A 24,226-nucleotide genomic window follows, 5' to 3' on the forward strand; every position below is an offset into this window, starting at 1 on the left:
ATTCCTGACACCTAGTCAGTTACTGTGCCCAGCAGGAAGGAACGCCCCATGACCGCCACTCAGCGGCGAGGCCGCCGGATCATGATGACCCCCGGCGAACGGGACGCCTACCTCGCCGAACAGCGCACCTGCCGGGTCGCCACCGTCTCCGAGGACGGACGTCCCCACATCGGAGCGCTGTGGTTCGTCTGGGACGGCACGTCACTCTGGCTGTACTCGATCACCCGGAGCCTGCGGTGGTCCCAGCTGCGCCACGACCCGCGCCTCGCCGTGGTCGTCGACGACGGGGTGGAGTACGGCGAGCTGCGCGGCGTGGAACTCTCCGGTACGGCCGTCTTCGTCGGCGAGGCGCCCCGTACCGGCGAGATCTGCGCCGCACTGGACGTGCCCGAGCAGCTGTTCGCGTCGAAGTACTTCGGCCTGGAGACCATGCCGCACGACGGCCGGCACGCCTGGCTGCGCCTCACGCCGGACGCCATCACCTCCTGGGACTTCCGGAAGCTGGCGGCCCTCTCGTAGAGCCCGCCCGACCGGCGTCAGGGGCTGGGCACTCCGGGAGCGCCGAGTGTCCGGCCCGCCGCGCGCAGCGCCTCGACCGCCGCCCTGATCGAAGGCCGCCGGTCCGCGTCGGTCCGCCACACCGCGTGGATGTGGCGCCGCATCTGCTGCCGTACGGGCACCAGCCGCACCCCGTCCGGCACCGGTCCGCGCCCGAGCCGGGGCGCCACGCAGACCCCGAAACCGGCGGCGATCAGCGCGAGTTGGGTGTGATGCTCGCCCGCGAGATGCGCGATGCGGGGCTCGATCCCTTTGGAGCGCAGGGTGAACATCAGCCACTCGTAACAGAATTCGCCCTCGGGCCAGGACACCCATTCGTCGTCGGCGAAGTCCTCCAGATCGACTTCGGTACGGTCCGCGAGAGGATGGCCGGCCGGCATGGCGATGTCCGGTGCATCGTCCAGGAGTTCGGCCTTCGCGAGACCACCGGGCACCGGCAGACGCTTGTTGCTCCAGTCGAGCACCACCGCGAGATCGCTGTCGCCGCGGAGCACCGCGCGGATGCCGTCCTCGGGCTCCAGTTCCTTGGTGCAGACCTTGAGTTCGGGGTGATCCGCACGCAGCGCCGTGAGCGCCGCGGGGAAGAGTCCGCGGGCCGCGGTCGGAAAGGCCGCGAGCCGCACTTCGCCCACCACCCGGCCGCGCTGCGCCTCGATGTCGGACTGCGCGAGTGCCACCTGGGAGAGGATCCGGGCGGCATGATCGGCGAGCAGCCGCCCCGCGTCGGTGAGGCGGACCCCGCGGCCGTTCTTCGCGAGCAGCTGCTGCCCGACCTCCCGTTCCAGCTTGGCCATCTGCTGCGAGACCGCCGATGTCGTCACGTGCAGCCCGTCGGCGGCCCCGCTCACCGAGCCGTGCCGCGCGAGGGCGTCCAGCGTCCGCAGCCGCTCCAGATTCAACATGTAAGAAATGCTACGCGAACACCCACAGAAAGTCTCACTTGTCCTACGTGGTTCCGGTCGTCATCCTTGAGCTCATGAGCGCCCCCTCCGCCCCGCGAGCAGCACCCCGAACCCCCTCCGCAGGCCCCCCGCCGCCGCTCCCCGCCGCTGCCGCCGGCCGCCGGAAGGTGGACTGGCGCATCCGCTTCGCGGCGCTCGCGCTCATCTGGGGCTTCAGCTTCCTGCTCATCAAGGTGGGCACCGACGGGTACGCCCCGCTCCAGGTCGCCTTCGGCCGCCTCCTCTCGGGTACGGCGGTGCTCGCCGTCGCCATGGCGGTGCGCCGCGAGCGGCTGCCGCGCTCCGCCGGGACCTGGGGCCATCTGTTCGTCGCGGCGCTGTTCCTCAACGCGCTTCCGTTCTCGCTGTTCGCCTACGCCGAGCTCACCATCCCGTCGACGCTCGCCGGCATCTGCAACGCCACCTCACCGCTGTGGGGCATGGCGCTCTCGCTCGTCGCGCTCTCCGAGGACCGCCCGACCCGCCGCCGCGTCGCCGGCCTCGGGCTCGGCTTCATCGGCGTCCTGACCGTGCTCGGCGCCTGGCAGGGCTTCTCCGGGCTGGACTTCTCCGGTACGGCGATGGCGCTGCTGGCCGCCCTCTGCTATCCGATCGGCTGGATCTATGTACGCAGGACGCTGGCGGACAGCGGTTCGTCCGCCCTCACCCTGACCGGCAGCCAGCTTCTCGTCGCAACCGTCCAACTCGCCCTGGTGACACCGTTTTTCAGCGCCGCCCCCGAGGGGTTCCCGCTGCTGCCGACGCTCTCGGTGCTGGCCTCGGAGCTATCGGAACGGGGTTCGCGATGCTGCTCCAGTACGAGCTGGTCCAGGAGGTCGGTCCGACGACCGCGCAGATGGTGACGTACTTCGTCCCGGTCATCGCCACCGCCGCCGGAGTGGCCCTGCTCGGCGAACAGCTGAGCTGGAACACTCCGGTCGGGGCCCTGATCGTCCTCGCCGGGGCCGCCCTCGCCCAGAGCCGCGCCCGCGCACCGCTCGCCGGAGAACGGCGGCTCAGCCGAAGCTGATCGGCCGGGCCGGACCCGCTGCCGCGGCCACCGCATCCGCCAGCGGCTCGATGTCGGCGGCGGCCAGCCCCGACACGGTGAGCCGCACTCCTTGCGGGGCGGACATCCGGAAGCGTGCGCCCGGCGCCACCGCCCATCCGGCGCGCAGCAGCCGCGTCACCGCCCCGGTCTCGTCACTGACGGGCACCCACACGTTCATCCCGCTCCGGCCGTGCGCCTGGACGCCGCGGTCCAGCAGCGCCCGCACGAGCGCGTCCCGCCGCTCCGCGTACGCCCGGGCGACGGCCGCGGAGTCGACAGCCTTCGAGGTCCACAGGTGCACCACGGCGTGCTGCAGCAGTCTGCTGACCCAGCCGGGCCCCAACTGCTGCCGTCCCGCCACCCGGTCGACCGTGACCGCGTCCCCGGTCAGCACCGCGAGCCGCAGATCCGGCCCGTACGCCTTCGCGACGGACCTCACGAACGCCCAGCGGTCCGTGATCCCCGTGAGCGGATGAAGGGGCAGATCGACGATCGCGTGCCCGTGGTCGTCCTCGATCAGCAGGACTCCGCGGTGGCCGGCGAGCACGGCCCGCAGCTCGCGCGCCCGGCCTGCGCTCACCGCGGCGCCCGTGGGATTCTGCGCCCGGTCGGTCACCACCAGCGCCCGCGCACCCGCCCGCAGCGCCTGCTCCACATCGGCGGTGCGCGGCCCTTCGTCGTCCACTCCGACGGGCACGGGACGCAGACCGAGAGCCGGTACGAGGTCGAGCAGGGCTCCCCATCCGGGGTCCTCGACCGCGACCGCGTCGCCCGGTTTCATATGCGCCGAGAGCACACGCTCGATCGCGTCGAGCGACCCGGACGTCACGGTCACGGGCCCCGCGGACACCCCGTCGGCGTCCATCGCGGCCCGCGCGAGCGCGGCCAGTTCCGGTAGCACCGGCTCGTCCCCGTACATCCCGGGCCGCGCCGTGTTCGCGCGCGCCGCGGCGGCCAGCGCGTCGCCGAGGTCGGGCAACAAGCGGGGGTCGGGGTTCCCCTCCCCCAAGTCCCTCACTCCGGGCGGAACTTCGACCCGCAGGGAGCCGCGCGCGGTGCTCGCGGGTCGTGGCCGGACCCGGCTGCCACGGCGTCCGGACGTCTCGATCACCCCGCGCTCGCGCAGCGTTCGGTAGGCAGCCGCCACGGTATTCGGATTGACCCCGAGCCGGGTCGCCAACTCCCGCATCGGAGGCAGGACATGACCGGGCGCGAGGTCACCCGACCCGACCGCCCGCTCCACACTCTCGGCGATCTCGGATGCACGCCGCCCTCTGATCGGATAGTCTCCTAGCACAAACATCATTATGCACTAGTGCAATGGAGTACGCAATGTCGGACACCGCCCTGCCGGACACCATCTCGCCCGACAGCACGGGCCCGCGCGTCGCTGCCCCCTACGAGCCGACGGACCGGACGGTCCCGAGCAGGGGCCGCGAACGCGCCACCTACGACCGCGAGCTGGTCCACTCGGTTCTCGACTCGGCCTACCTCTGCCACCTCGGCTTCGTACGGGACGGGGCGCCGGTCGTCCTGCCGACCCTGTTCGGCCGGGTGGGCGAGCGGCTCTATGTGCACGGCTCGACGGGTTCCCGGCCGCTGCTGGCGGCGGGCAGGACGGACCCGGGCCTCGCCGTCTGCCTCACGGTCACGCATGTCGACGGTCTGGTGCTGGCCCGCTCCGCCTTCCACCACTCGATGAACTACCGCTCGGTCGTCGTCCACGGCATAGCCCGTACGGTCACCGACCCCGAGGAGCGCCGGATCGCGCTCGACGCCATCGTCGACCAGGTTGTGCCCGGCCGGTCGCGGGACTCGCGGCCCGCGGACGCGAAGGAGCTCGCCGCCACCGCGGTGATCCGTCTGGACCTCGACGAGGTCTCCGCCAAGGTCCGTACCGGCGGTCCGAACGACGACCCCGAGGACGTCTCGCTCCCCTACTGGTCCGGCGTCGTCCCGCTCACCCGCGGCTACGCGACCCCGGTCCCCGCCGACGACCTGGACCCGGCGATCACGGTGCCGGATTATCTGACGTCGCTCTGAACGGCATCCGTGCGACGGGCCCGCCGCAGGGGAGCGGGTCCGTCGCACGGTGACACCACCGCCCGGGGACGGGTCAGACGAGCACCGTCTCCCGGCGCGCGAGGGCTGCTCCGCGCGCCTCGGCCGCTGCGAGACCGGCCACCGCGACGAGCAGCAGCAGCGTGCCGACGACCGTGGCGGCCGTGAGCTGTTCGTGCAGCACGGTCACGGCGATCACCGCGGCGCTCACCGGCTCCAGGAGCATGATCACGGACACGGTCGCGGACCGTACGGCCGCAGCTCCCGCGAAGTACAACGCGTAGGCGAGCGCCGTCGGGACGGCGGCCACATAGACCAGCAGCCACACCACCTGGGCCGTGTCCGCGGTGTGCGGTACGAGCCCTTCCGCGGCCGCCATGGGCAGCAGTCCCACCGCGCCGATGCCGAAGGCCCAGGCGCTGGTGGCCAGCGCGTCGCCGCCCTGTCCTCCGCGCCCCAGCCACCGGGTCAGCACCGTGATGGCCGCATAGCCCGAGGCGGACAGCAGGGCGAGGGCGATGCCGAGCGGCTCGACCTCGGCGCCCTCGCCCCCGAGCACCAGCACGACGAGCCCCGCGAGTGCTCCCGCCACGGCGGCCGTCCCGCCGCGGCCGAGCCGTTCACCCATGGTCAGCCGTGCGCCCACGGCGATGAGGACGGGCCCGGCGCCCAGGGTGACCACGGTCCCGACGGCGAGCCCTGTCACCTCCACAGCCGCGAAGTAGGCGCTCTGGAACACGGTGAGGCCGATGCCCGTACCCAGGATGCGCAGCAGCCGGCGACGGCGGGACTCAGCGGGTGCCGGGGTGCGTCCGGGCCTCAGTGCGAGCGCCCCCGCGAGCAGGACGAGCCCGCCGACGCAGCGCCAGAACGAGAGGGCGAGCGGGCCGAGATCGCTGGCCCGGAAGATCAGGGAAGCGGCGGCGCCCGCCGTTCCCCAGGCGACTCCGGCGACGATCAGATACAGGATGCTCCGGCCGACGGGCAGGCCGGACGTGGATTGGGACACGTGCTTCTCCAGACAGAGAACGGGAGGTGGTCGCTCGGCTCCGCACGCGGGCAGCGACGAACCGCTCGGGGACTGCCCGAGCCCGGTCTTCGTCAGGAATTGCCGCCCGCGCTAGAGGGCAGGCGGCGGAAGCACAGTCAGATGCATGATCGTCACACTACGGCGAGGTCCGGCCGGCGGACAACTCCCCCTCGGCCTGCCCGTCACCCCGCTCCGCACCCGGGACACCCGACCCGGAGGCCACCGGACCAGACGGCGGCTTCGGCGCCGAGGACTGGGCGATGAACGCGCCGATCAGCACCACGCTGCCGCCGATGAGCTGGGGCGGCGAAAGGTGCTCACCGAGCAGCACCCAGGCCAGCACGGTCGCGATGACCGCCTCCAGACAGGCGACCACGCCCGCCACCTGCGGGGAGAGCAGCCGCACCGAGATGACCCCGGTGACGTAGGCGACGACGGTCGCGAGCAGCACGATCCAGCCGAGCAGCAGCCAGGCCGGGACGCCGGTGCCGTTCATATCGGCACTGCCCCCGAGAATCGACCAGTCCATGCCCCAGGGCCGGGCGACCACGGTGAGAACCGCGGCGCCGATGAGCAGTCCGTACGCGATCACGCCGACCGGGTGCGGAGGTTCGGCGTGCTTGCCGCCGCTGCCCTCGGTGTCCTGGCCGCCCTGGTCGGAGAGGACGAAGTAGCCGACCTGACAGCAGGCGGCGCCGAGGGCGAGGAGCAGCCCGACGGCGTCGAAGCTCAGTCCCGCCCAGATCTCGACGACGCAGGCGAGTCCGCCGACCGCGAGGACCACGCCGACGGCCGCGGCCCGGGTGACCGGCCTGCGCTGCACGAACCTGACCCAGCCGAGCACGAGTGCGGGCGCCAGATACTCGACGAGGAGGGCCACGCCGACGGGGATACGGGAGATGGCGGCGAAGTAGCACGCCTGCACACCCGCGACGGCGAGCAGTCCGAAGCCGGCCAGCAGGGCGGGCCGCTCACGGACCAGATTCCGGTGGCGCCAGGCGACCGGCAGCATGACAAGAGCGGCACCCGCCACCCGTAGCCACACCACATGCAGGGGGTCGAGCCCCGCCTCGATCAGCGGCTTGGCCGCCACTCCCGAACCACCGAATGCGAACGCCGAGGCCAGGGCTAGTCCCAGGCCGGCGCTTCTCCCCTGAGACGCGTACATCGGCACATCATGACAGGTGTCACCAGTAGCGTCACCCCTGTCACGGCTGTCATGCCTGGCCGGACGCCTCCGCTGTGCGGTCGGCTGTACGCTCCGCCAGCCATGTGGCGTCCACGCCTGCCCGGTCCAGCACTTCCACCGCCCGGCACTCGGAGTCCGCGGCGAACGCGGCGAGAAGATCCAGACCGCCGGCCCTGCTCTCCCCGCGCCGCTCCGCACGCGCCCGCGCCCCTTCCATGGCGGCCACGGCCGAGGGGGACCAGCCGTCCACCCCTGCCTCGCGCACCAGGGGGACAGTGCCCGAGTCCTCGACCGCCCCCTGCCAGCGGAGCCCGTAGCCGATGCTGCGCTGCACGAGATAGCCGAGCACCTTCGCGAGTCGCGGACCCCCGTCGAAGGCCGCCCGGACCTCGGGGTCCGACTCGATGAGCGAGTGCAGCAGATGGGCGGTGTCGATGTGGCGGTCACCGTCGCGCAGGGCCCGCCTGCGTGCACCGGTCACCACCGAGGCCAGTTCCACGGTGAATCTGGCGTCGAGCTCGGCAGGGTTCGGTGCGGGCTGTTCAGGAATCCGCGGCGTCCGGTTTTGCACACCTCTCACCCCATCAGTCCCGTGGCGTAAAGGCATCCCCGGAGCGGCCCATTCGCACATCCCACCCAAGTTGGGCACACCAGCGCGGTTCCTCATCCTTCTGGATGAGATCTGGCAGCCGCGCGGTACCGATCAGGGGAAACGGCGCGCGCCGCCTTGCCTCGTACTCCCGGAGCAACCATCGGCCACGGCGCGTACGTCCCACTGGCCACAGCCTCAAGACGGCGTCGGAGGGAGGGTGGGCGAAATGTTCTGGATGGTCGCCCTGCTGGCGGTCGACGGGCAGCAGTACGTCTACCGGGTCTACGCACCGCCCGACGCGCTGGCCGCCGACCTCTTCTGGGCGGCGTTCCACTGCCACGACGAGGGCCCGCACCCCCGCGCGTCCGACCGGTTCGACTCCGCGGTGATCTGGCCGAGCCGCCAGACCCAGCAGATCTGACAGGTCATCAGTATTGAATGTTTCCGCCGCTGCCACTACGTTCCGCGGCACCGTAACCCGACGAGCAAGGGGTGGTCGCATGGCCGAAGTCAGCGCGGAGGCACGCATCGAGGCACCGGCCGAGAAGGTCTGGGCGCAGCTGACGGACTTCTCGGCGTACGGCGAGTGGAACGCCACCCACACCAGCTTCCCCAAGGGCGGGCCCGGCTCCCTGGAGCTCGCGGCCACCTACGAGGAGAACATGAAGCTGATGGGCTTCCCGGCCGAGGTGACGTGGACGGTCTCGGAGCTGGAGGCGGGGCGGCTGCTGACCACCACCGGCAAGGGGCCGATGGGCGTCAACCTGTCCATGCGCTACGCGCTGACCCCGGACGGAGACGCCACCACCGTACGGATCGACGGGGAGTTCACCGGCGCCGCGGTCTCCCTCATGGCGGGCAAGCTGAAGGATTCGGCCACGTCCGCCCTGCACGAATCACTGCGCAAGCTGGGCGGCCTGGTCACCGCGTGACCGCTGCCCGACCGCACGGCACCCGACACCGGAGGGGCCCCGCAGCCATAGGCCGCGGGGCCCTTCCTGGCGGACTCGCGCACGACGGCGTCAGTCCTCGTCGGCCAGAATCAGATAGAGCCGCTTACGGGCGTCATTGATGACGCCGAGCGCCTTCTGCCGCTGCTCGGCGGAGCCGGTCTTCCAGACCTGGCCGTACGCCTCCATCAGACCGAAGCCGGCCTGCCGGATCTCGTTGACACTCTCCCAGTCGACACCGCGCCCGGCCTCTTCCCAGGGCGCGTCGGGACCGGACTCGGCCTCGGTGCGCCCGGCATCGGTGAGCGTGAACAGCTTCTTGCCGCCCTCGGTCTCGCTGACGATCAGACCCTCGTCCTCCAGCAGCTGAAGGGTCGGATAGACGGAACCCGGACTGGGCCGCCAGGCCCCGCCGCTCCGCTCGCCGATCTCCTGGATCATCTCGTAACCGTGCATCGGCCGGTCCTTGAGCAGGGTGAGGATCGACGCGCGCACATCGCCGCGCCGCGCCCTCCCCCTACCGCCGCCCCGTCCACGCCCGCCACCGAAAGGCCCACCGCCGAAGGGCGGCCCGAACGGCCCGAAGGCAGCCCGCCTCTCCTCGAAGTCGCCCTGACCGCGATGACCGGGCCCGCAGTGTCCATGTCCGTGTTCATTGCCATGTCCATGTGAACGCATCGCTACGCTCCTTCCATCGTTGATCTGTCGCGATGCTTCAACGATATATCGGTACGTGTCGCTTGGCAATCGAGCTTTCGGGTGCTCCTTGGTGCCGAGTCCAGAGACGGTCGGCAACGTCAGCGTTGACCAGTGCCTGGGTCAGGCCCCCAGGTCCTCCGTCACGGGCAGGCACTCGGCGAGCAGGTCGACGACGTCGCGCCAGGCTCGCTGCGCGTGCTGTGGGTGGTAGCCGACGCCGGGGACCGTGGGGTGGTCGACCGGCGGGTGGTGGAAGGCGTGCAAGGCGCCGCCGTAGACCGCGAGGCGCCAGTCGACGCCCGCGGCCTGCATCTCAGCGGTGAACTCGTTCCGTTGCGCGGGCGACATGATCGGGTCTTCCGACCCGACCCCGGCCCACACCGGGCAGCGAATGCGCGCCGCCTCGCCCGGTCGGCCCGTGGTCGTTGCGTTGACTGTCCCGATCGCGCGCAGGTTGACGCCGTCGCGCCCGAGTTCCAGCACGACGGCGCCCCCGGTGCCGTAGCCGACGGCGGCGATCCGGTCGGGGTCGGTCCGCGGTTCGGTGCACAACACGTCGAGCGCTGCATGGCCGATGCCCCGCATCCGGTCGGGATCAGCGAGCAGTGGCATGCAACGGGCCAGCATCTCCTCGGGGTCGCTCAAATAGCGCCCGCCGTGGAGGTCGAAGGCCAACGCTACGTATCCCAGCTCGGCGAGAGCATCGGCCCGGCGGCGCTCGACGTCGCTGAGCCCCGTGCCCTCCGGTCCGAGCAGCACCGCGGGCCGGCGGTCGACACCGGCCGGGAGCGCGAGGTGCCCGATCATCGTCAGACCGTCGGCCGGGTACTCGACCGTACGCGTCGTAATCGTCGTCATGAGGCTGGACTGTAGTAATCGTCGAGCCCGGTCCGGCCGCTGTTCTGCCGCTGGCAGAGCAGCGCGGGTATCCCCCTGAAATACGGCGAGGGCTCACAAGATGCAAATAGGTGCGTTCGGGAGCACGACGACGCTTCCTTACTTCGGTGTCACAGGTCAGCGGCCTCCCCTCCGGCGACCCCTCCGGTCCAGTCACCCCGGATTGGCCTTGGCCCGGGGCTCTCCCGCGGCCCTACCGTCACGTCATGAGGATTCGCATCGTCGACGCGTTCACCGACCGCCCCTTCACCGGCAACCCCGCCGGGGTCCTGCTCCTGGACTCCGACGGCTTCCCGGACGACACCTGGCTCCAGCAGGTCGCCGCCGAGGTCAACCTCGCCGAGACCGCGTTCGCCCACCCACTGCCGCCGGGCGGCGATGCCGACTGGGCGCTGCGCTGGTTCACCCCGGCAACCGAGGTCGACATGTGCGGGCACGCCACACTCGCCACGGCCCACGTCCTGCACACCACGGGTACCGCGAGCGGGACGGTGCGTTTCGCGGCGCGCTGCGGCATCCTCACCGCGACCGCACACCCGGACGGCACGCTGACCCTCGACTTCCCGACGGCCCCGCTGACCCCCGCCACCGCCCCTCCCGGCCTGGCGAGGGCGCTGGGGGCCGAGCCCGTCACCGTCCTCGACACCGGGGAGCACATCGGCGATCTGCTGATCGAACTCGCGGACGAGGCAGCCGTACGCGCGCTGACGCCCGACATCCCCGGACTCGCCGCCTGCTCGCGGCGCGGGATCATCGCCACCGCCGCGGCCGAAGACCCCTCGCGCGGCTACGACTTCGTCTCGCGCGGCTTCTTCCCGGGGGTCGGCATCGACGAGGACCCGGTGACCGGCAGTGCGCACACCGCCCTCGCGCCGTTCTGGTCCGCACGGCTGGGCCGCGACGAACTCACCGGCCTGCAGTGCTCGGCCAGGACCGGCCTCGTCCGTACATCCCTGCGCGGCGACCGCACCCTGCTCACCGGCCACGCCGTCACGGTCATCGACGGCGAACTGCTCACCGCGCCCTGACAGCCCGAAGGGGCGTACGGGAAACCCCGCACGCCCCTTCGCCGGCGGTCCGCTCACGGCGTGGGCAGCCAGCCCACCTTCCCGGCGAGCAGCGCGTAGCCGACGAACGCGCCGATATCGAGCAGCGCGTGCGCGACGACCAGCGGTCCGACCCGCCCCCAGCGCCGGTACAGCAGCACGAAGACCACACCCATCACCAGGTTCCCGATGAAACCGCCGATGCCCTGGTACAGGTGGTACGAGCCGCGGAGCACCGAACTGGCCACCAGGGCGGCCATCGGCGTCCAGCCCAACTGCCCCAGCCTGCGGAGCAGATAGCCGACGACGATCACCTCCTCCAGTACGGAGTTCTGGAGCGCGGAGAGAATCAGTACGGGGAACTTCCACCACACCTCCGGCAGCGACTCCGGCACCACCGTCAGATTGAATCCGGTGGCCCGCGCCACCAGATAGAAGGCGAGCCCGGCGCTGCCGATGCCCGCGGCGATCAGGGTGCCGCGGCCGAGGTCGGACCCGGGCCTGGTCCGGTCGAAACCGATCGCCCGCAGGCTCGCCCCCTCCCTGATCAACAGGTGCGCCACCAGGGCGACAGGCACCAGGGCCGTGGTGATTCCGAACAGTTGCCAGGCGAGATCCAGCCATGGCCGCCCCGGCGCGTACGAACCGTTGAGCGTGGCCGCCTGATCCTTCAGTCCCCCCGGCTTCGTCAGCGATCCGACAAAACTGATAAGGGCAGACACCCCGCTGGCGCCGAGCGAGAGAGCCAGGACCAGCACCGTCTCGGACCGCAAGATCCTTCGTGGTACGGCCTCTTGGGGATAAATATCAGCCACACGCCCCGCCTCCACCTGTACACCTGCCTTTAGTTGTGCATTCACGTCTCATCTTCCCCACCGCCCCGCTAGGGTCTCGAATGCAGGTACGAAGATCATGCGCGACCTGCCGGGGGACGACCACCATTGGTGATGGTGTGGTCCCCCTTTTCCTTGTTCATCCTCAAGGAGGGGCACCACCGACATGGGACGTCACAGCTTGCCCGACGACTACGCGACGGAGGGCGCCGGGGACGCCCCTCCCCGGCGCCGCCGCACCGTCGCCATCGCCACCATGCTCGTGCTCGCAGTGGCGGCGGGAACGGCGGTCGCCGCGCAGGGCGGTCTGCTGTCGCTCTCCGAGTCCTGTGAGGACTCCGCGGTACGGGTGTCCATGGTCGCCTCCCCCGACATCGCCCCCGCCGTGCGTGCCGTCGCCGACAGGGCGCGCAAGGACGGGGTGAGATCGGACGGCCACTGCCTGTACGTCGAGGTGGTGGCCCGCGACTCCTACAAGGTCGCGGACGCGCTGGCCAGGAGTGACAAGGCACCCGACTACCAGGTCTGGCTGCCGGACTCGGACCTCTGGCTGGACAGGGCCAGGGGGAACGGCGACGGAATCCCGGTCGCCCCCGGCGACTCGGTGGCCGCGTCCCCGGTGGCCTTCGCCATGGTGCCGTCCGCGTCCAGGACGCTCGGCTGGCCCAGGAAGACGTACTCCTGGGCCGAGCTGGTCGCCTCCGCCATGCAGTCGGACAAGGTACGCCTCGGCGCCGCGGACCCCGCGCGGAGCGCCACCGGCCTGCTGGCGCTCGCCAGCATCGGCGCTTCGTCCGACGAACAGGGCGGGGACAGCGACACCCGGGTCGCCGAGACCGCGAAGGTCCTGGCGCAGCGGATGTCCGACAGCGACGCCCAGGTGCTGGAGACGCTGGCCCAGGACAGCTCGGGCGCCGAGGAGGGCAACCCGAAACGCAACCAGGCGGTGCTCCTCTCGGAGCAGGCGGCCTTCACGCACAACGCGGACTCGACCGGCGGCGGAAGGCTGGACCTCTTCTATCCGAAGGACGGCACCCCGCTGCTCAACTATCCGTACGCACTGGTCAACGAACCGGAACTGACCACCGACCAGTCCCGCGCGGCCCTGCGGTTCATGACCCTGCTCAGGGACGAGAGCTCCCGGCGCACGCTGGAACAGCGGGGGTTCCGTATCGCTGACGGCACGGCGGGCACGTCGGTCGTCGCGGCGGCGGGCGGCAAAAAGCCCCAGCCGTACGCCACATCGGCCGCCGCTCCACCCTCCGCGGCGGCGCTCCAGGAGACGCTCGGCATGTGGACGATCACCGTGCAGAGCGCGCGGCTGACCACCGTCGTCGACGCCTCCGGCTCCATGGCCACCCTCGTACCCGGCCGCGGGCAGTCACGGATGGACGTCACGAAGGCGTCCCTGATCCAGGCACTCACCCAGTTCACGCCGAACGACGAGATCGGGCTCTGGGAGTTCGCGACGACGCTCGACGGCACGAAGGACTACCGCAAGCTGATGCCCACCCGCCGGCTCGGCGACCCGGCGAAGGGCGGTCGCACCCACCGGGAGGCGCTCGCCGCCGCGTTCGCCGAACTCCAGCCCGTGCCGAACGGCGCGACGGGTCTGTACGACACGACGCTGGCCTCGTACAAGGAGGCGCAGTCGACGTATGTAAAGGGCAAGTTCAACGCCCTGGTGATCCTGACGGACGGCTCCAACCAGGACCCGGTCAGCATCTCCCGCAGCGCGCTCATCGCGCAGCTCAAGACGATCGCGGACCCGGAGCGCCCCGTTCCGATCATCGCCATCGCCGTCGGTCCCGACGCCGATCGCGAGGAGGTGGCCGCGATAGCCGAGGTGACCGGGGGCGGCGGCTACCAGGTCAGCGACCCGGCCGAGATCCAGGCGGTGATCCTCCAGGCGATCATGACGGCCGGACAGAGCAGCCCCGCCGGGGGCGAGTAGCCCGCGACGTGGCCCCCTGGCTCAGGGCGCGGGGAAGCCCACCGGCCAGGTGTGCACGGGCTCACCGGCCTGCATCAGTTCGCCGTAGCGCCGGGTGGTGGCGGCCAGCGCCGCGTCCCGTTCGAGACCCGCCTCCAGGGCCCGGTGGTAGGTGTCGACCTGCCAGGAGGCCCCGTTCATCCGCCGCTTGCACCGCTCCTCGATGACACCGAGGTAGAGATCGCGGTCCGCGGGCTCGATGTTCCAGGAATCGAGCCCGGCGGCGGCCAGGGGCAGCAGTTCGTCGCGTACGAGCTTGACCGCGGGCACCTTGGTGATGCCGCCCGAGCGGCCGGGGCGGGGCCAGAGCAGCTCGGCGTCGATGCCGTACCGGCAGGCGGTGTCGAAGTTCTCGGCGGCGGCGGCGAACGGCAGCCTGGTCCATACCGGCCGGGGTTCCTCGGCCAGCGCGCGCACGAGACCGTAGTAGAAGGCCGCGTTCGCGATCACATCGGTCACGGTGGGTCCTGCCGGCAGCACCCGGTTCTCGACCCGCAGGTGGGGAACACCGCCGGACAGGCCGTAGACCGGCCGGTTCCAGCGGTAGACCGTGCCGTTGTGCAGGACGAGCTCCGCCAGCTGTGGCACCCCGCCCTGGTCGAGCACGCGCAGTGGGTCCTCGTCGTCGCGGATGGGCAGCAGCGGCGGGAAGTAGCGCAGGTTCTCCTCGAAGAGTTCGTACGCGGAGCTGATCCAGCGCTCACCGAACCAGGTCCTCGGGCGCACGCCCTGATTGCGGAACTCCGGCGGCCGGACGTCCGTGGCCTGCTGGAACAGCGGCGGCCGGGTCTCCCGCCACAGCTCCTTGCCGAACAGGAAGGGCGCGTTGGCCCCGAGTGCGATCTGCACGGGGGCGATGGCCTGCGCCGCGTTCCACACGTCGGCGAAGCGGTCCGGCGTCACCTGCAGATGCAGCTGGACCGAGGTGCACGCCGATTCCGGAGCGATGGACGGAGAGGTGAAGACAAGTCGTTCCACGCCCTCGATATCGAGGGCGAAATCCTCGCCGCGGGCCGCCGCCATTTGGTCGTTGAGCAGCGTGTAGCGGTCCACCTCGGAAAGATTCGCCGAGACCACGTCCTCCCTGCCCAGCGTCGGCAGGATTCCGATCATCATGATGCCCGCGTCGACCTCGCCGGCCTTCCGGTGGGCATAGGCGAGCCCGGTCCTCAGCTCCTCGGCGAGCTGATCGAAAACGCGACCGCTCAGACGGTGCGGAACGATATTTACTTCGAGATTGAACATCCCCAGTTCGGTCTGGAAATCCTTGCTCGCGATGCGCTGGAGCACCTCGGCATTCATCATCCGCGGCATACCGTCCGCACCTGCGAGATTCAGCTCTATCTCCAGCCCCATGAGATTCCTGGGACGCTCGAACCTCCGCTCCGCCAGCAGCCTCCCCAGCCCCTCCAGGCACTGGTTGAGCTTCTCGCGGTAAGCCTGCCGATCGGACAGGTCAAAGGCGCCCGCCACGACCTTCTCCCCCATGGCAGCGTCCTTCCTCGTTTGACCGGCCCGCGGCCCAGGCCGTTCGTATCACGATCGATAATGCCCAGACGACGTGATCGATAACGCCCTCATGGACCCCGGGTAGCCGATAGTCTGATGACGGAGGCCGGGGGCACATTCCGTCGGCATGGCGCAGCTGCACATTCCGCTGCCTGACGCGCGGTGAAAGCATCGTCGAGTTTCAGCCTACCGCCGTATCGGGTAAACCCCTGGCGGAGGAAGTCCGGGCAGGCCGAATCACCTGAAACTCCGCATTCCGAAGTCCTGATACCGCCTTGCGGACAATATGGGAAACGGCTAGCGGAAACACCGTGTGAACACGTGTCGTATAAACTCCGCGAACGAGGCAGAGAGTTGACGCACAGGCCCCGTTACCGGCCGTCCTCTGGCCCCGGCACGCCGACAGCGCCGTCTGCACCCGCCCACGCATCACCGTGTCTCCGAAGTGAGAGGCGACTCACCATGCCGCTGCATGTACCCCAGGCTCCCGCGCCCGCATTGCGCAGCGTTCTCGCGGCACTCGGTTCTCCCACCGCAGTCCGCGAGGCCCGCACGCCCGCTCTCCGGTCCGTCCAGGGACCGCTGAGCCCCGAACTACCGCTCCCCGTCCACGTACTGGACAGGATCACTCCGAACGAGGCAGCACCCAGCACCCGCCTCGCCGGCTGGCGCTTCATGATCCGCAGCGGGGACCGCGCGATCGCCGCCGCGGACACCATGCTGACTCCGGACGGCTGGGCCTTCTCGCACTTCTTCGAGGGCCCGTACATCGCCTCGACGGAGCTGGCCGTGCGACAGGCCGAAGCGGCGACGGCCCCGTGCCAGCCGCGCCTGCTGTCCATCCCCGGTCTCTACATGCTCACGCTGTGGCTGCACGGTGACATCACAGCCGACGCGTCCGGCGGCACACTCGACCCGACCGACGTTCTCGTACCACTGGCGCCCGCACCCCCGGGCATCGCCGCCCACCGCCCGCACGCGGTCGCCGACCTGTTGCCCGTGATGACGCTGCGCATTCCGCCCGGCCCCCTGCTCGGCTCGCCCGCCTGAACCCCTTCCGTCGCCCCCGCCTCGCTGTTCCGGCTACCGGAACTCCGCGGCGGGGGCGCGGTTCTGCCCGTACGGACTAGTCCGTACGGGCCACCCCGAACCACCCGAAGAGACAGTGGAGTTGCCCTGAACCGCCCGGCCGGGTGATGCGTCCTCAGAGGAGGACAAGAGCTGCCACGAAATCCCTGCGGAATGACTCCCGTGGGGCAACACTGGGACCGGACCGACTGATACGGGGGCGGCCATGAACACACCGTCAAGCCGCAGGACAATCAACTCAACGCAGCGAAAGAACCCATCCATGTGCCAGCACCAGCCACCCTGCCCGTCCGCAGACTCCGCCGACCGGGAAGCCGCGCGCCTCACGGCACACCACCCGGAGCAGGGCTGGAGCCTGCTGTGCAACGGCGTCCTGCTCTTCGAGGACACCGGCGAACTGCTCCCGGACGGGCAGATCATCGCACCGCACCGGCCGCTGGAAACCGGCCGGATCATGAAAGCCGCCTAGGGTCCGCCGTCTGGATCAGACCCTGACAGCGGCCGTACGAACTGGGGCCGGCCGGAGAAGTCTCCGCACCGGCCCCGACGCATGTCCGCGTCACGCTCTACCGCTTGTACCTCAGTTGTCGTACTCGTCCAGCGGCGGGCAGGAGCAGACCAGGTTGCGGTCGCCGAAGGCACCGTCGATCCGGCGCACCGGCGGCCAGTACTTGTCCGCGGGGGACACACCGGCCGGGAAGACCGCCGTCTCACGGCTGTAGCCGTGCGCCCAGTCGCCACCGAGCGCCGCCGCCGTGTGGGGGGCGTTGCTCAGCGGGTTGTCGTCCGCGCTCCACTCACCGGAGGCGACCTTCTCGATCTCGCCGCGAATGGCGATCATCGTGTCGCAGAAACGGTCGAGCTCCGCGAGGTTCTCGCTCTCGGTCGGCTCGATCATCAGCGTCCCGGCCACCGGGAACGACATGGTCGGCGAGTGGAAGCCGTAGTCGATCAGGCGCTTGGCCACGTCGTCGATGCTGACCCCGGTCGCCTTGGAGATCGGCCGCAGGTCGACGATGCACTCGTGCGCGACCAGACCGGCCGGGCCGTTGTACAGGATCGGGTAGTGCGGTTCGAGCCGCTTGGCGATGTAGTTCGCGGCGAGCACGGCCACCTGCGTGGCCCGCTTGAGGCCCTCTCCGCCCATCAGGCGCACGTACGCCCAGGAGATGGGAAGAATGCCCGCCGAGCCCCACGGGGCGGCCGAGATCGGCCCCACGCCGGTCTCCGGGCCCGCGGCGGGCTGGAGCGGGTGGTTCGGGAGGTACGGCGCGAGGTGGGCGCGCACGCCGACCGGGCCGACACCCGGACCGCCGCCGCCGTGCGGGATGCAGAAGGTCTTGTGCAGATTCAGGTGCGAGACGTCGCCGCCGAACTTGCCGGGCTTGGCCAGACCGACCAGCGCGTTGAGGTTGGCGCCGTCGACGTACACCTGGCCGCCCGCGTCGTGCACCTCGCCGCAGATGTCCGCGACGTGCTCCTCGAAGACACCGTGCGTCGAGGGGTACGTGATCATGAGCACGGCGAGCTCGTCGCGGTGCTTCTCGATCTTCGCGCGCAGGTCCTCGATGTCGACCTCGCCGTCGTCGGCGGTCTTCACCACGACGACCTTCATGCCGGCCATCACGGCGCTCGCGGCGTTGGTGCCGTGCGCCGACGAGGGGATCAGGCAGACCGTGCGCTGGTCGTCGCCGTTGGCCCGGTGGTACGCGCGAACGGCCAGCAGACCGGCGAACTCGCCCTGCGAGCCCGCGTTCGGCTGGATGGAGACGGCGTCGTAGCCCGTGACCTCGGCCAGACGCTCCTCAAGCTCGCGGATCAGGGTCAGGAAGCCCTGGGCCTGCTCGGCCGGCGCGAAGGGGTGCAGCGCGCCGAACTCGGGCCAGGTGATCGACTCCATCTCCGTGGTCGCGTTCAGCTTCATGGTGCAGGAGCCGAGCGGGATCATTCCGCGGTCCAGCGCGTAGTCACGGTCGGCCAGCTTGCGCAGGTAGCGCAGCATCGCCGTCTCGGAACGGTGCTGGTGGAAAACGGGGTGGGCCAGGATCGAGTCCGTGCGCAGCAGATCATCGGGCAGCGAGTCCGCGGTGGCCGCGTCCAGCGCCTCGATGTCGCCGTCGGCGCCGAAGGCGGCCCAGACGGCGGAGATCTGCGTACGGGTCGTGGTCTCGTCGCAGGCGAGGGAGACCAGGTCGCCGTCGACGAGCCGCAGGTTCACACCGCGCCCACGGGCCTCCGCGACGATCTCCTCGGCCTTGCCGGGGACCCGCACGGTGATCGTGTCGAAGTAGGAACCGTGCACCACGTCCACGCCGGCGGACCGCAGGCCCTCGGCGAGGATCGTGGCGTAGCGGTGCGTGCGCCGGGCGATCGTCCGCAGCCCGTCGGGGCCGTGGTAGACCGCGTACATCCCGGCCATCACGGCGAGCAGCACCTGAGCGGTACAGATGTTGCTGGTGGCCTTCTCCCGGCGGATGTGCTGCTCGCGGGTCTGGAGGGCCAGGCGGTACGCCTTGTTGCCGTCGGCGTCCACGGAGACACCGACCAGACGGCCGGGCAGGGAGCGGGCGAACTTCTCGCGTACGGCCATGAAGCCCGCGTGCGGTCCGCCGAAGCCCATCGGCACACCGAAGCGCTGCGTGGTGCCGACCGCGATGTCCGCGCCCAGCTCGCCGGGCGAGGTGAGCAGGGTCAGGGCCAGCAGGTCGGCGGCGACGGTGACGATCGCGCCGAGCTCGTGGGCCTGCTCGATGACGGGCTTGATGTCCCGGACGGCTCCGGAGGCACCCGGGTACTGGAGCAGCACGCCGAAGACACCGCGCTCGGCGACGTCCGCGGGGATGCCCTCGGAAAGGTCGGCGACGACGACCTCGACACCGGTCGGCTCCGCGCGGGTCTCTATCACCGCGATCGTCTGCGGCAGGGTGTCCGCGTCGACCAGGAAGACGCCGTTCTTGACCTTGCCGACGCGCCGCGCCAGCGCCATGGCCTCGGCGGCGGCGGTGCCCTCGTCGAGCAGGGATGCGCCCGAGGTCGGCAGTCCGGTCAGCTCGGCGACCATGGTCTGGAAGTTGAGGAGCGCCTCGAGGCGGCCCTGGGAGATCTCCGGTTGGTACGGGGTGTACGCCGTGTACCAGGCCGGGTTCTCCATGACGTTGCGGAGGATCACCGGCGGGGTGAAGGTGCCGTAGTAGCCGAGCCCGATCATCGGGGCGAGCACCTGGTTGCGGTCGGCGAGGGAGCGCAGCTCGGCCAGGACCTCGGCCTCGGTGCGGGCGGCGGGGAGGTTCAGCGCCTCCGCACTCCTGATCACGTCGGGCACCGCGGCGGCGGTGAGCTCGTCGAGGGAGCCGTAGCCGACCTGGGCGAGCATCTTCGCCTGGGCCTCGCCATCGGGCCCGATGTGGCGCTGCTCGAAGGGAATGCCCTGCTCCAGCTGGGAGAGCGGAGTGCGACGGGGGGTCATGATGGAGGCCTCCTGGTCTGTCACGACCTGCGAGGGGCACCACGGCGTGGGTGCCCGAACGGCCTCCCCCTCTGTCATCTCAACCTGAGAGCTTCACCGGCACGCGCCAAGGCGTACCGGCTTTCACCGTCGGTGAGGAAGGGTCCCGTGCCGGCATCTGCCCGTACGAGTCCCGTCCTGCTTTCCAGAGTGACCTCAACCGTGCGGTACGGGGGCCTGAGAGATTCCGGGGAGGATTTGCTCCTTCGGCGCCTCCGGGTTCTTAACCGGAGGACTCTCCCGCACGGGGTCAGCAGCCACTGCCAGCGTACCAGCGGGCACGCGCCGGCCGTCTCGAGTGGCCGACGCCCTCGATCTGCACTTTCGTAGTGCTTGTGGAGTAATAGGGGGACCACCCTCAGTTGTTGCGACCAGTGGGAGGCACCGTGCAGACCGATATCGATCCGCGCAGCCTGATCGGCCGCAAGGCATTCGACCGCAAGGGCGCCAAGATCGGAACGGTGGATGAGGTCTATCTCGACGACGCGACCGGTGTGCCCGAGTGGGCGGCGGTGCGTACCGGGCTGTTCAGCAGGGACGCCTTCGTGCCCCTGGAGCCGAGCGAATTCGTCGAAGACTCGCTGCGCATCCCCTTCGACCGCGCCTTGATCAAGGACGCGCCCGACTTCGGTGTCGGCCGGCATCTCTCACCGGAACAGGAGCTGCAGCTGTACCGCCACTACGGTCTGGACTCGCCGCCCCCCGAGGACGTGGCCCCGGACCGGGACTTCGGCAGGCTGGCCGGCCAGGAGGAGTAGTCCACGGGGTCCTTCACGAGCGGCAGCGGCTCGGCCGGCTGCAGCTCCGGGTCGTCGATGCGGAAGGTGCGTACGCGGCCCGGGGCGTCGCCCGGTTCCTCGAAGCGCACGGTCACCCGGCCCACGCCGCTGCCCTGGACCCACCCGTGGCCGTACGTCTCGTGCCGTACGTCGTGTCCGGAGGGCCAGCGCCGTGCGGCTAGCTGCTCTGGGGTCTCCTCGGTGGCTTCCTCGGTCGCGTCCGCCGGTTCCTCGTCGGCACCGGCCTCGGCGGTCGCCTCGAGGTCCGCGGCGGCGCTCAGCGCGTCGGCGGCCTGCGCGAACAGATCCTCCTGGGTGAAGTCCGCAAGCCCCGTGACGCCCACCCCGAGCAGTCGTACGCCCCCGGTGGTGTCGACGGCCTCCAGCAGCCGCGCGGCGGCCTCCCTGATCACGGTGGGGTCGTCCGTGGGCCCCCGCAGGGTCTCGGAGCGGGTGAGCGTCGAGAAGTCGTAGCGCCGCACCTTCAGCACCACGGTCCGCCCCGAGCGCTCCGCGGCCCGCAGCCGCCGTACGCACCGGTCCGAGAGCCGTTCCACCTCGGTCCTGACGCGCACCCGGTCGTGCAGGTCCACATCGAAGGTGTCCTCGACCGATACGGACTTGGCGTCCCGCTCCGCCACCACGGGCCGGTCGTCGTACCCGAGGGCCATGAGGTGCAGCGAGGCGCCGTGCGCCTTGCCCAGCAGCCGTACGAGCTCCGCCTCGCCGGCGTCGGCCAGATCGCGCACCGTGGTCATCCCGGCCCGCCGCAGATGGTCTCCCGTGGCCGGCCCGACGCCCGGCAGGATGCGCACGGACATGGGCGCCAGAAGTTCCCGTTCGGTACCCGGCTCGATGAGGAAGAGCCCGTCCGGCTTGGCCTCCTCCGAGGCGATCTTGGCCAGCATCTTGGACCCGGCCAGACCGACGGAACCGGTGAGTCCTGTGACGGCCCTGATCGCGGTACGCAGCTGCTCGCCGATCTCGCGGGCCGAGGCCGAGTCGTCGGCGACCCCGCCGGCCTCCAGGTCGACGAACGCCTCGTCCAGGCTGAGCGGCTCCACGAGGGGTGACATGCGCCCCAGGAGCCCCATCACCTGGTCGCTCACCGTTCGGTACAGGGTGAAGCGCGGCACCAGGTAGGCGGCGTTGGGCGCGAGCCTGCGGGCCTGGGCCATCGGCATCGCCGAGTGGACGCCGAAGCGTCGTGCCTCGTACGAGGCGGTGGCCACGACCCCGCGCGGCCCGAGACCGCCCACCACCACGGGCTTGCCGCGCAGGCTCGGCTTCGCCGCCTGCTCCGCGGAGGCGTAGAAGGCATCCATGTCCAGATGCAGGATGGTGGGCGCGGCTCTCACATCAATCGATGCTGCCCTATGGCACTGACAATCGGCCTGCCCGGCGCCCCTGGAGGCCCGGGCAGTCCACACCGCTCACCCGGCGCGGTTGCGTCGCCTGGCCAGTTCGTCCGCGGGGTTGTTGCCGATCAGTGTCTCGCCGGTATCGACCCGCTCGCCGTGCAGCTGGGACAGGGCCACGTCCACGTCCCGCCAGACGACGCCGACGGCGATGCCGAAGACGCCCTGACCTCCTTGGAGCAGCTTCACGACCTCGTCGGGCGAGGAACACTCGTAGACCGTCGCGCCGTCGCTCATCAGCGTCATGCGTTCGAGGTCCTGGAATCCGCGGGCCCTCAGATGCTGGACCGTGCTGCGGATGTTCTGCAGAGCGACACCCGTGTCCAGGAACCGCTTCACGATCTTGAGGAGGACCACATCCCGGAAACTGTAGAGACGCTGGGTCCCCGACCCGTACGCGGGACGCACACTCGGCTCGACCAGCCCTGTACGCGCCCAGTAGTCGAGCTGCCTGTAGGTGATACCCGCCGCCGCACACGCGGTCGGGCCCCGGTAGCCGATGTCGCCCACCGCTGCCACACCGTCCGCCGCCGCCACCACCGGCTGAACCGGTGGAACCGGCTGCCTGATGCTGTGGTCGGCTGCACTGCCCTGCTGCGGATACGGCCCGCCCGCCACCGTACCGTCGCCGCTGCTTCTCACGCCGACCTCCGTCCTTGACCTGCCATCTCGAAGGTAGGCAGTCACTCGGGGTGCGTCAACGATCGCCACACTCGGCACGCCGAGTGATAATCACCCTGAGGGTGGTTTCCCGTGACTCGCTACCGGGAACGGCTTGTCGGATGCGCTGACTGCACCCCTGCTGGACGGTCACTGACTGTTGGTATCGAAATCCTCCGGCGAGATCTGGTCGAGGAACTCGCGGAACTTCTCCACCTCGTCCTCCTGCTCGTCAGGGATGGCGATCCCCGCATCGTCCAGCACCCCGTCACTGCCGTAGATCGGCGTGCCGGTGCGCAGGGCGAGCGCTATGGCGTCGGACGGCCGCGCGCTCACCTCGACCCCGCTCGCGAAGACCAGCTCCGCGTAGAAGACCCCTTCTCGGAGGTCCGTGATACGGACCTCGGTGAGCTCCTGGCCTACGGCCTCGAGCACATCCTTGAAGAGATCATGGGTCAGCGGCCTGGCCGGAGCCATGCCCTGCTGGGCGAAGGCGATCGCTGTCGCCTCGCCGGGACCGATCCAAATGGGGAGGTACCGGTCGCCTCCCACTTCACGCAGGAGCACGATCGGTTGATTGGAGGGCATTTCCACCCGGACACCCACAACGTCGAGCTCGTTCACACAGCAACCCTAGGACGTGCTCGCCATGTTTGGGTAGTCGGGCTCCGCCGAGCTCAGTGAAGTCGGATGCCGAGAGCCGTCTGCACGAGCGCCGAGTGAAGCCGTACGGAGAGCTCGGCGAGCTCTTTCGCGGTGGCCTCCGCATGGGCTCTGGTCTGCGGATTCCTGTGCCGGCGCAGGGGCGCGACCACCTGCTCGACGAGCCCGGCCTCACGATCCGCGGCCGCTCGCATGGCCCTCAGATGCCGAGGTTCCAGACCGAATCGCCCCAGATCCGCCACAAGTTTTGCCACGGTGACCATCTCGGCGTCGTAGGCGCCCTCCGGAGTGGGCGAGATCAGCCCGTAGGACTCCCACTCGTCGAGCTGGTCCCCGGTGACCTCGGCGGCGGCGAGAAGCTCGGAGCGCCCGATCCTGGCCGCTGTCGCCCGGCCCGGGTCGGCGTCCCAGGAGCCGTCGCCGAGATCCCGCTGCCCTCCCGCGGCCGGCAGGGCGACGTTCTCGCCCCTGGCGAGGGCGTCCAGATGACCACGGATGACCTTGAGAGGCAGGTAGTGGTCCCGCTGCATCCGCAGGACCTGAGCCAGCCGCTCGACATCGCCGGAGCTGAACTTCCGGTATCCGGAAGGCGTCCGCTGCGGCTCGATCAGCCCTTCGGCCTCCAGGAACCGGATCTTGGAGATGGTGACTTCGGGAAACTCGTCGCGCAGCCGAAGGAGCACCGTGCCGATGCTCATCGCTCGCTCGTCCGCGGTGGCGGTGCCGTGACCGGCACCGCCCGTGGATGTTCGCAGCATGGACC

At 70.4% G+C, this 24,226-nt stretch carries 23 protein-coding genes, 1 pseudogene and 1 riboswitch; of the genes and pseudogenes, 10 read left to right on the forward strand and 14 right to left on the reverse strand.

Features of this window, described 5'->3' with window-relative positions; all coding sequences use genetic code 11:
• Positions 1 to 48 precede the first annotated feature (48 nt).
• Entirely contained in the window at positions 49 to 519 is a 471-nt protein-coding gene (locus ACWGO0_RS12900) for a pyridoxamine 5'-phosphate oxidase family protein (protein WP_453532428.1), read from the forward strand.
• Positions 520 to 536: 17 nt separating this feature from the next.
• Here ACWGO0_RS12900 and ACWGO0_RS12905 read toward each other — a convergent pair whose 3' ends face one another.
• On the reverse strand, positions 537 to 1,460 hold the full coding sequence (locus ACWGO0_RS12905) for a LysR family transcriptional regulator (RefSeq protein WP_453532431.1): 924 nt from the start codon (positions 1,458 to 1,460) through the stop codon (positions 537 to 539).
• Between the two features lie 74 nt (positions 1,461 to 1,534).
• Here ACWGO0_RS12905 and ACWGO0_RS12910 point away from each other — a divergent pair.
• Positions 1,535 to 2,529 (forward strand): annotated as a pseudogene (locus ACWGO0_RS12910) (DMT family transporter).
• On the opposite strand, the gene ACWGO0_RS12915 reads toward ACWGO0_RS12910, so the two are convergent.
• Positions 2,516 to 3,847, reverse strand: coding sequence for an aminotransferase class I/II-fold pyridoxal phosphate-dependent enzyme (locus ACWGO0_RS12915; protein WP_453532434.1), 1,332 nt, complete (start codon positions 3,845 to 3,847; stop codon positions 2,516 to 2,518). The pseudogene ACWGO0_RS12910 and the gene ACWGO0_RS12915 sit on opposite strands and share 14 nt — an antisense overlap.
• Positions 3,848 to 3,882: 35 nt before the next feature.
• On the opposite strand from ACWGO0_RS12915, the gene ACWGO0_RS12920 reads away from it, so the two are divergent.
• Positions 3,883 to 4,593 carry a pyridoxamine 5'-phosphate oxidase family protein gene (locus ACWGO0_RS12920; protein ID WP_453532436.1) on the forward strand — a complete coding sequence of 237 codons (711 nt, stop codon included), beginning with the start codon at positions 3,883 to 3,885 and terminating at the stop codon, positions 4,591 to 4,593.
• A gap of 73 nt (positions 4,594 to 4,666) precedes the next feature.
• Here ACWGO0_RS12920 and ACWGO0_RS12925 read toward each other — a convergent pair whose 3' ends face one another.
• The 3 genes from ACWGO0_RS12925 to ACWGO0_RS12935 form a co-directional block, all read right to left on the reverse strand.
• A complete protein-coding gene (locus ACWGO0_RS12925) occupies positions 4,667 to 5,620 on the reverse strand; it encodes a DMT family transporter (protein WP_453532439.1) in 954 nt (317 codons plus the stop codon).
• Positions 5,621 to 5,777: 157 nt separating this feature from the next.
• Positions 5,778 to 6,809 carry an EamA family transporter gene (locus tag ACWGO0_RS12930; protein ID WP_453532442.1) on the reverse strand — a complete coding sequence of 344 codons (1,032 nt, stop codon included), beginning with the start codon at positions 6,807 to 6,809 and terminating at the stop codon, positions 5,778 to 5,780.
• Positions 6,810 to 6,858: 49 nt separating this feature from the next.
• Positions 6,859 to 7,401, reverse strand: a complete 543-nt coding sequence (locus ACWGO0_RS12935; protein ID WP_453532445.1) for a Clp protease N-terminal domain-containing protein — start codon at positions 7,399 to 7,401, stop codon at positions 6,859 to 6,861.
• Between the two features lie 247 nt (positions 7,402 to 7,648).
• Between ACWGO0_RS12935 and ACWGO0_RS12940 the strand changes: the two genes are divergently transcribed.
• On the forward strand, positions 7,649 to 7,843 hold the full coding sequence (locus tag ACWGO0_RS12940) for a hypothetical protein (RefSeq protein ID WP_453532448.1): 195 nt from the start codon (positions 7,649 to 7,651) through the stop codon (positions 7,841 to 7,843).
• A 79-nt stretch (positions 7,844 to 7,922) separates the two neighbouring features.
• The gene (locus tag ACWGO0_RS12945) at positions 7,923 to 8,354 is read left to right on the forward strand and encodes a type II toxin-antitoxin system Rv0910 family toxin (protein WP_453532451.1); all 432 of its coding nucleotides are present in this window, start codon (positions 7,923 to 7,925) and stop codon (positions 8,352 to 8,354) included.
• Positions 8,355 to 8,444: 90 nt separating this feature from the next.
• Here ACWGO0_RS12945 and ACWGO0_RS12950 read toward each other — a convergent pair whose 3' ends face one another.
• Positions 8,445 to 9,050, reverse strand: coding sequence for a PadR family transcriptional regulator (locus ACWGO0_RS12950; protein ID WP_453532454.1), 606 nt, complete (start codon positions 9,048 to 9,050; stop codon positions 8,445 to 8,447).
• 141 nt (positions 9,051 to 9,191) lie between these two features.
• Complete coding sequence (locus ACWGO0_RS12955; protein WP_453532457.1) at positions 9,192 to 9,929, reverse strand: dienelactone hydrolase family protein; 738 nt, start codon at positions 9,927 to 9,929, stop codon at positions 9,192 to 9,194.
• 245 nt (positions 9,930 to 10,174) lie between these two features.
• On the opposite strand from ACWGO0_RS12955, the gene ACWGO0_RS12960 reads away from it, so the two are divergent.
• Complete coding sequence (locus ACWGO0_RS12960; RefSeq protein ID WP_453532460.1) at positions 10,175 to 10,996, forward strand: PhzF family phenazine biosynthesis protein; 822 nt, start codon at positions 10,175 to 10,177, stop codon at positions 10,994 to 10,996.
• 53 nt (positions 10,997 to 11,049) lie between these two features.
• Here the strand turns inward: ACWGO0_RS12960 and ACWGO0_RS12965 are convergent, their stop codons facing one another.
• Positions 11,050 to 11,829: a CPBP family intramembrane glutamic endopeptidase gene (locus ACWGO0_RS12965; protein ID WP_453532462.1), complete on the reverse strand. Its 780-nt coding sequence runs from the start codon at positions 11,827 to 11,829 to the stop codon at positions 11,050 to 11,052.
• Positions 11,830 to 12,013: 184 nt separating this feature from the next.
• Between ACWGO0_RS12965 and ACWGO0_RS12970 the strand changes: the two genes are divergently transcribed.
• A complete protein-coding gene (locus tag ACWGO0_RS12970; RefSeq protein WP_453532465.1) occupies positions 12,014 to 13,801 on the forward strand; it encodes a substrate-binding and VWA domain-containing protein in 1,788 nt (595 codons plus the stop codon).
• A gap of 21 nt (positions 13,802 to 13,822) precedes the next feature.
• Here the strand turns inward: ACWGO0_RS12970 and ACWGO0_RS12975 are convergent, their stop codons facing one another.
• Positions 13,823 to 15,328 (reverse strand): glutamate-cysteine ligase family protein, encoded by a 1,506-nt coding sequence (locus tag ACWGO0_RS12975; RefSeq protein WP_453532468.1) that lies wholly within the window; start codon positions 15,326 to 15,328, stop codon positions 13,823 to 13,825.
• Between the two features lie 483 nt (positions 15,329 to 15,811).
• On the opposite strand from ACWGO0_RS12975, the gene ACWGO0_RS12980 reads away from it, so the two are divergent.
• Both ACWGO0_RS12980 and ACWGO0_RS12985 read left to right on the forward strand, forming a co-directional pair.
• A complete protein-coding gene (locus tag ACWGO0_RS12980) occupies positions 15,812 to 16,399 on the forward strand; it encodes a hypothetical protein (RefSeq protein ID WP_453532471.1) in 588 nt (195 codons plus the stop codon).
• A 301-nt stretch (positions 16,400 to 16,700) separates the two neighbouring features.
• A complete protein-coding gene (locus tag ACWGO0_RS12985; protein ID WP_185302003.1) occupies positions 16,701 to 16,907 on the forward strand; it encodes a DUF5999 family protein in 207 nt (68 codons plus the stop codon).
• A gap of 111 nt (positions 16,908 to 17,018) precedes the next feature.
• On the opposite strand, the gene gcvP is transcribed toward ACWGO0_RS12985, so the two are convergent.
• Positions 17,019 to 19,904, reverse strand: coding sequence for an aminomethyl-transferring glycine dehydrogenase (gcvP, locus tag ACWGO0_RS12990; RefSeq protein ID WP_453532475.1), 2,886 nt, complete (start codon positions 19,902 to 19,904; stop codon positions 17,019 to 17,021).
• Positions 19,905 to 20,098: 194 nt separating this feature from the next.
• Positions 20,099 to 20,196: riboswitch (glycine riboswitch) on the reverse strand.
• Positions 20,197 to 20,329: 133 nt separating this feature from the next.
• Here gcvP and ACWGO0_RS12995 point away from each other — a divergent pair.
• Positions 20,330 to 20,701, forward strand: a complete 372-nt coding sequence (locus ACWGO0_RS12995) for a PRC-barrel domain-containing protein (protein WP_453532478.1) — start codon at positions 20,330 to 20,332, stop codon at positions 20,699 to 20,701.
• Here the strand turns inward: ACWGO0_RS12995 and ACWGO0_RS13000 are convergent.
• The 4 genes from ACWGO0_RS13000 to ftsR all read right to left on the reverse strand — a co-directional run bounded on the left by ACWGO0_RS13000 (position 20,623) and on the right by ftsR (position 24,221).
• Positions 20,623 to 22,080: a DNA polymerase IV gene (locus ACWGO0_RS13000; RefSeq protein ID WP_453532481.1), complete on the reverse strand. Its 1,458-nt coding sequence runs from the start codon at positions 22,078 to 22,080 to the stop codon at positions 20,623 to 20,625. The two genes, ACWGO0_RS12995 and ACWGO0_RS13000, sit on opposite strands and share 79 nt — an antisense overlap.
• 75 nt (positions 22,081 to 22,155) lie before the next feature.
• Entirely contained in the window at positions 22,156 to 22,782 is a 627-nt protein-coding gene (locus tag ACWGO0_RS13005; protein ID WP_453532484.1) for a MerR family transcriptional regulator, read from the reverse strand.
• 168 nt (positions 22,783 to 22,950) lie between these two features.
• Positions 22,951 to 23,424, reverse strand: coding sequence for a bifunctional nuclease family protein (locus ACWGO0_RS13010; protein ID WP_014044725.1), 474 nt, complete (start codon positions 23,422 to 23,424; stop codon positions 22,951 to 22,953).
• 53 nt (positions 23,425 to 23,477) lie between these two features.
• Positions 23,478 to 24,221, reverse strand: coding sequence for a transcriptional regulator FtsR (ftsR, locus tag ACWGO0_RS13015; protein ID WP_453532488.1), 744 nt, complete (start codon positions 24,219 to 24,221; stop codon positions 23,478 to 23,480).
• Positions 24,222 to 24,226 lie beyond the last annotated feature (5 nt).

Source organism: Streptomyces sp. NPDC055749, assembly GCF_053617235.1.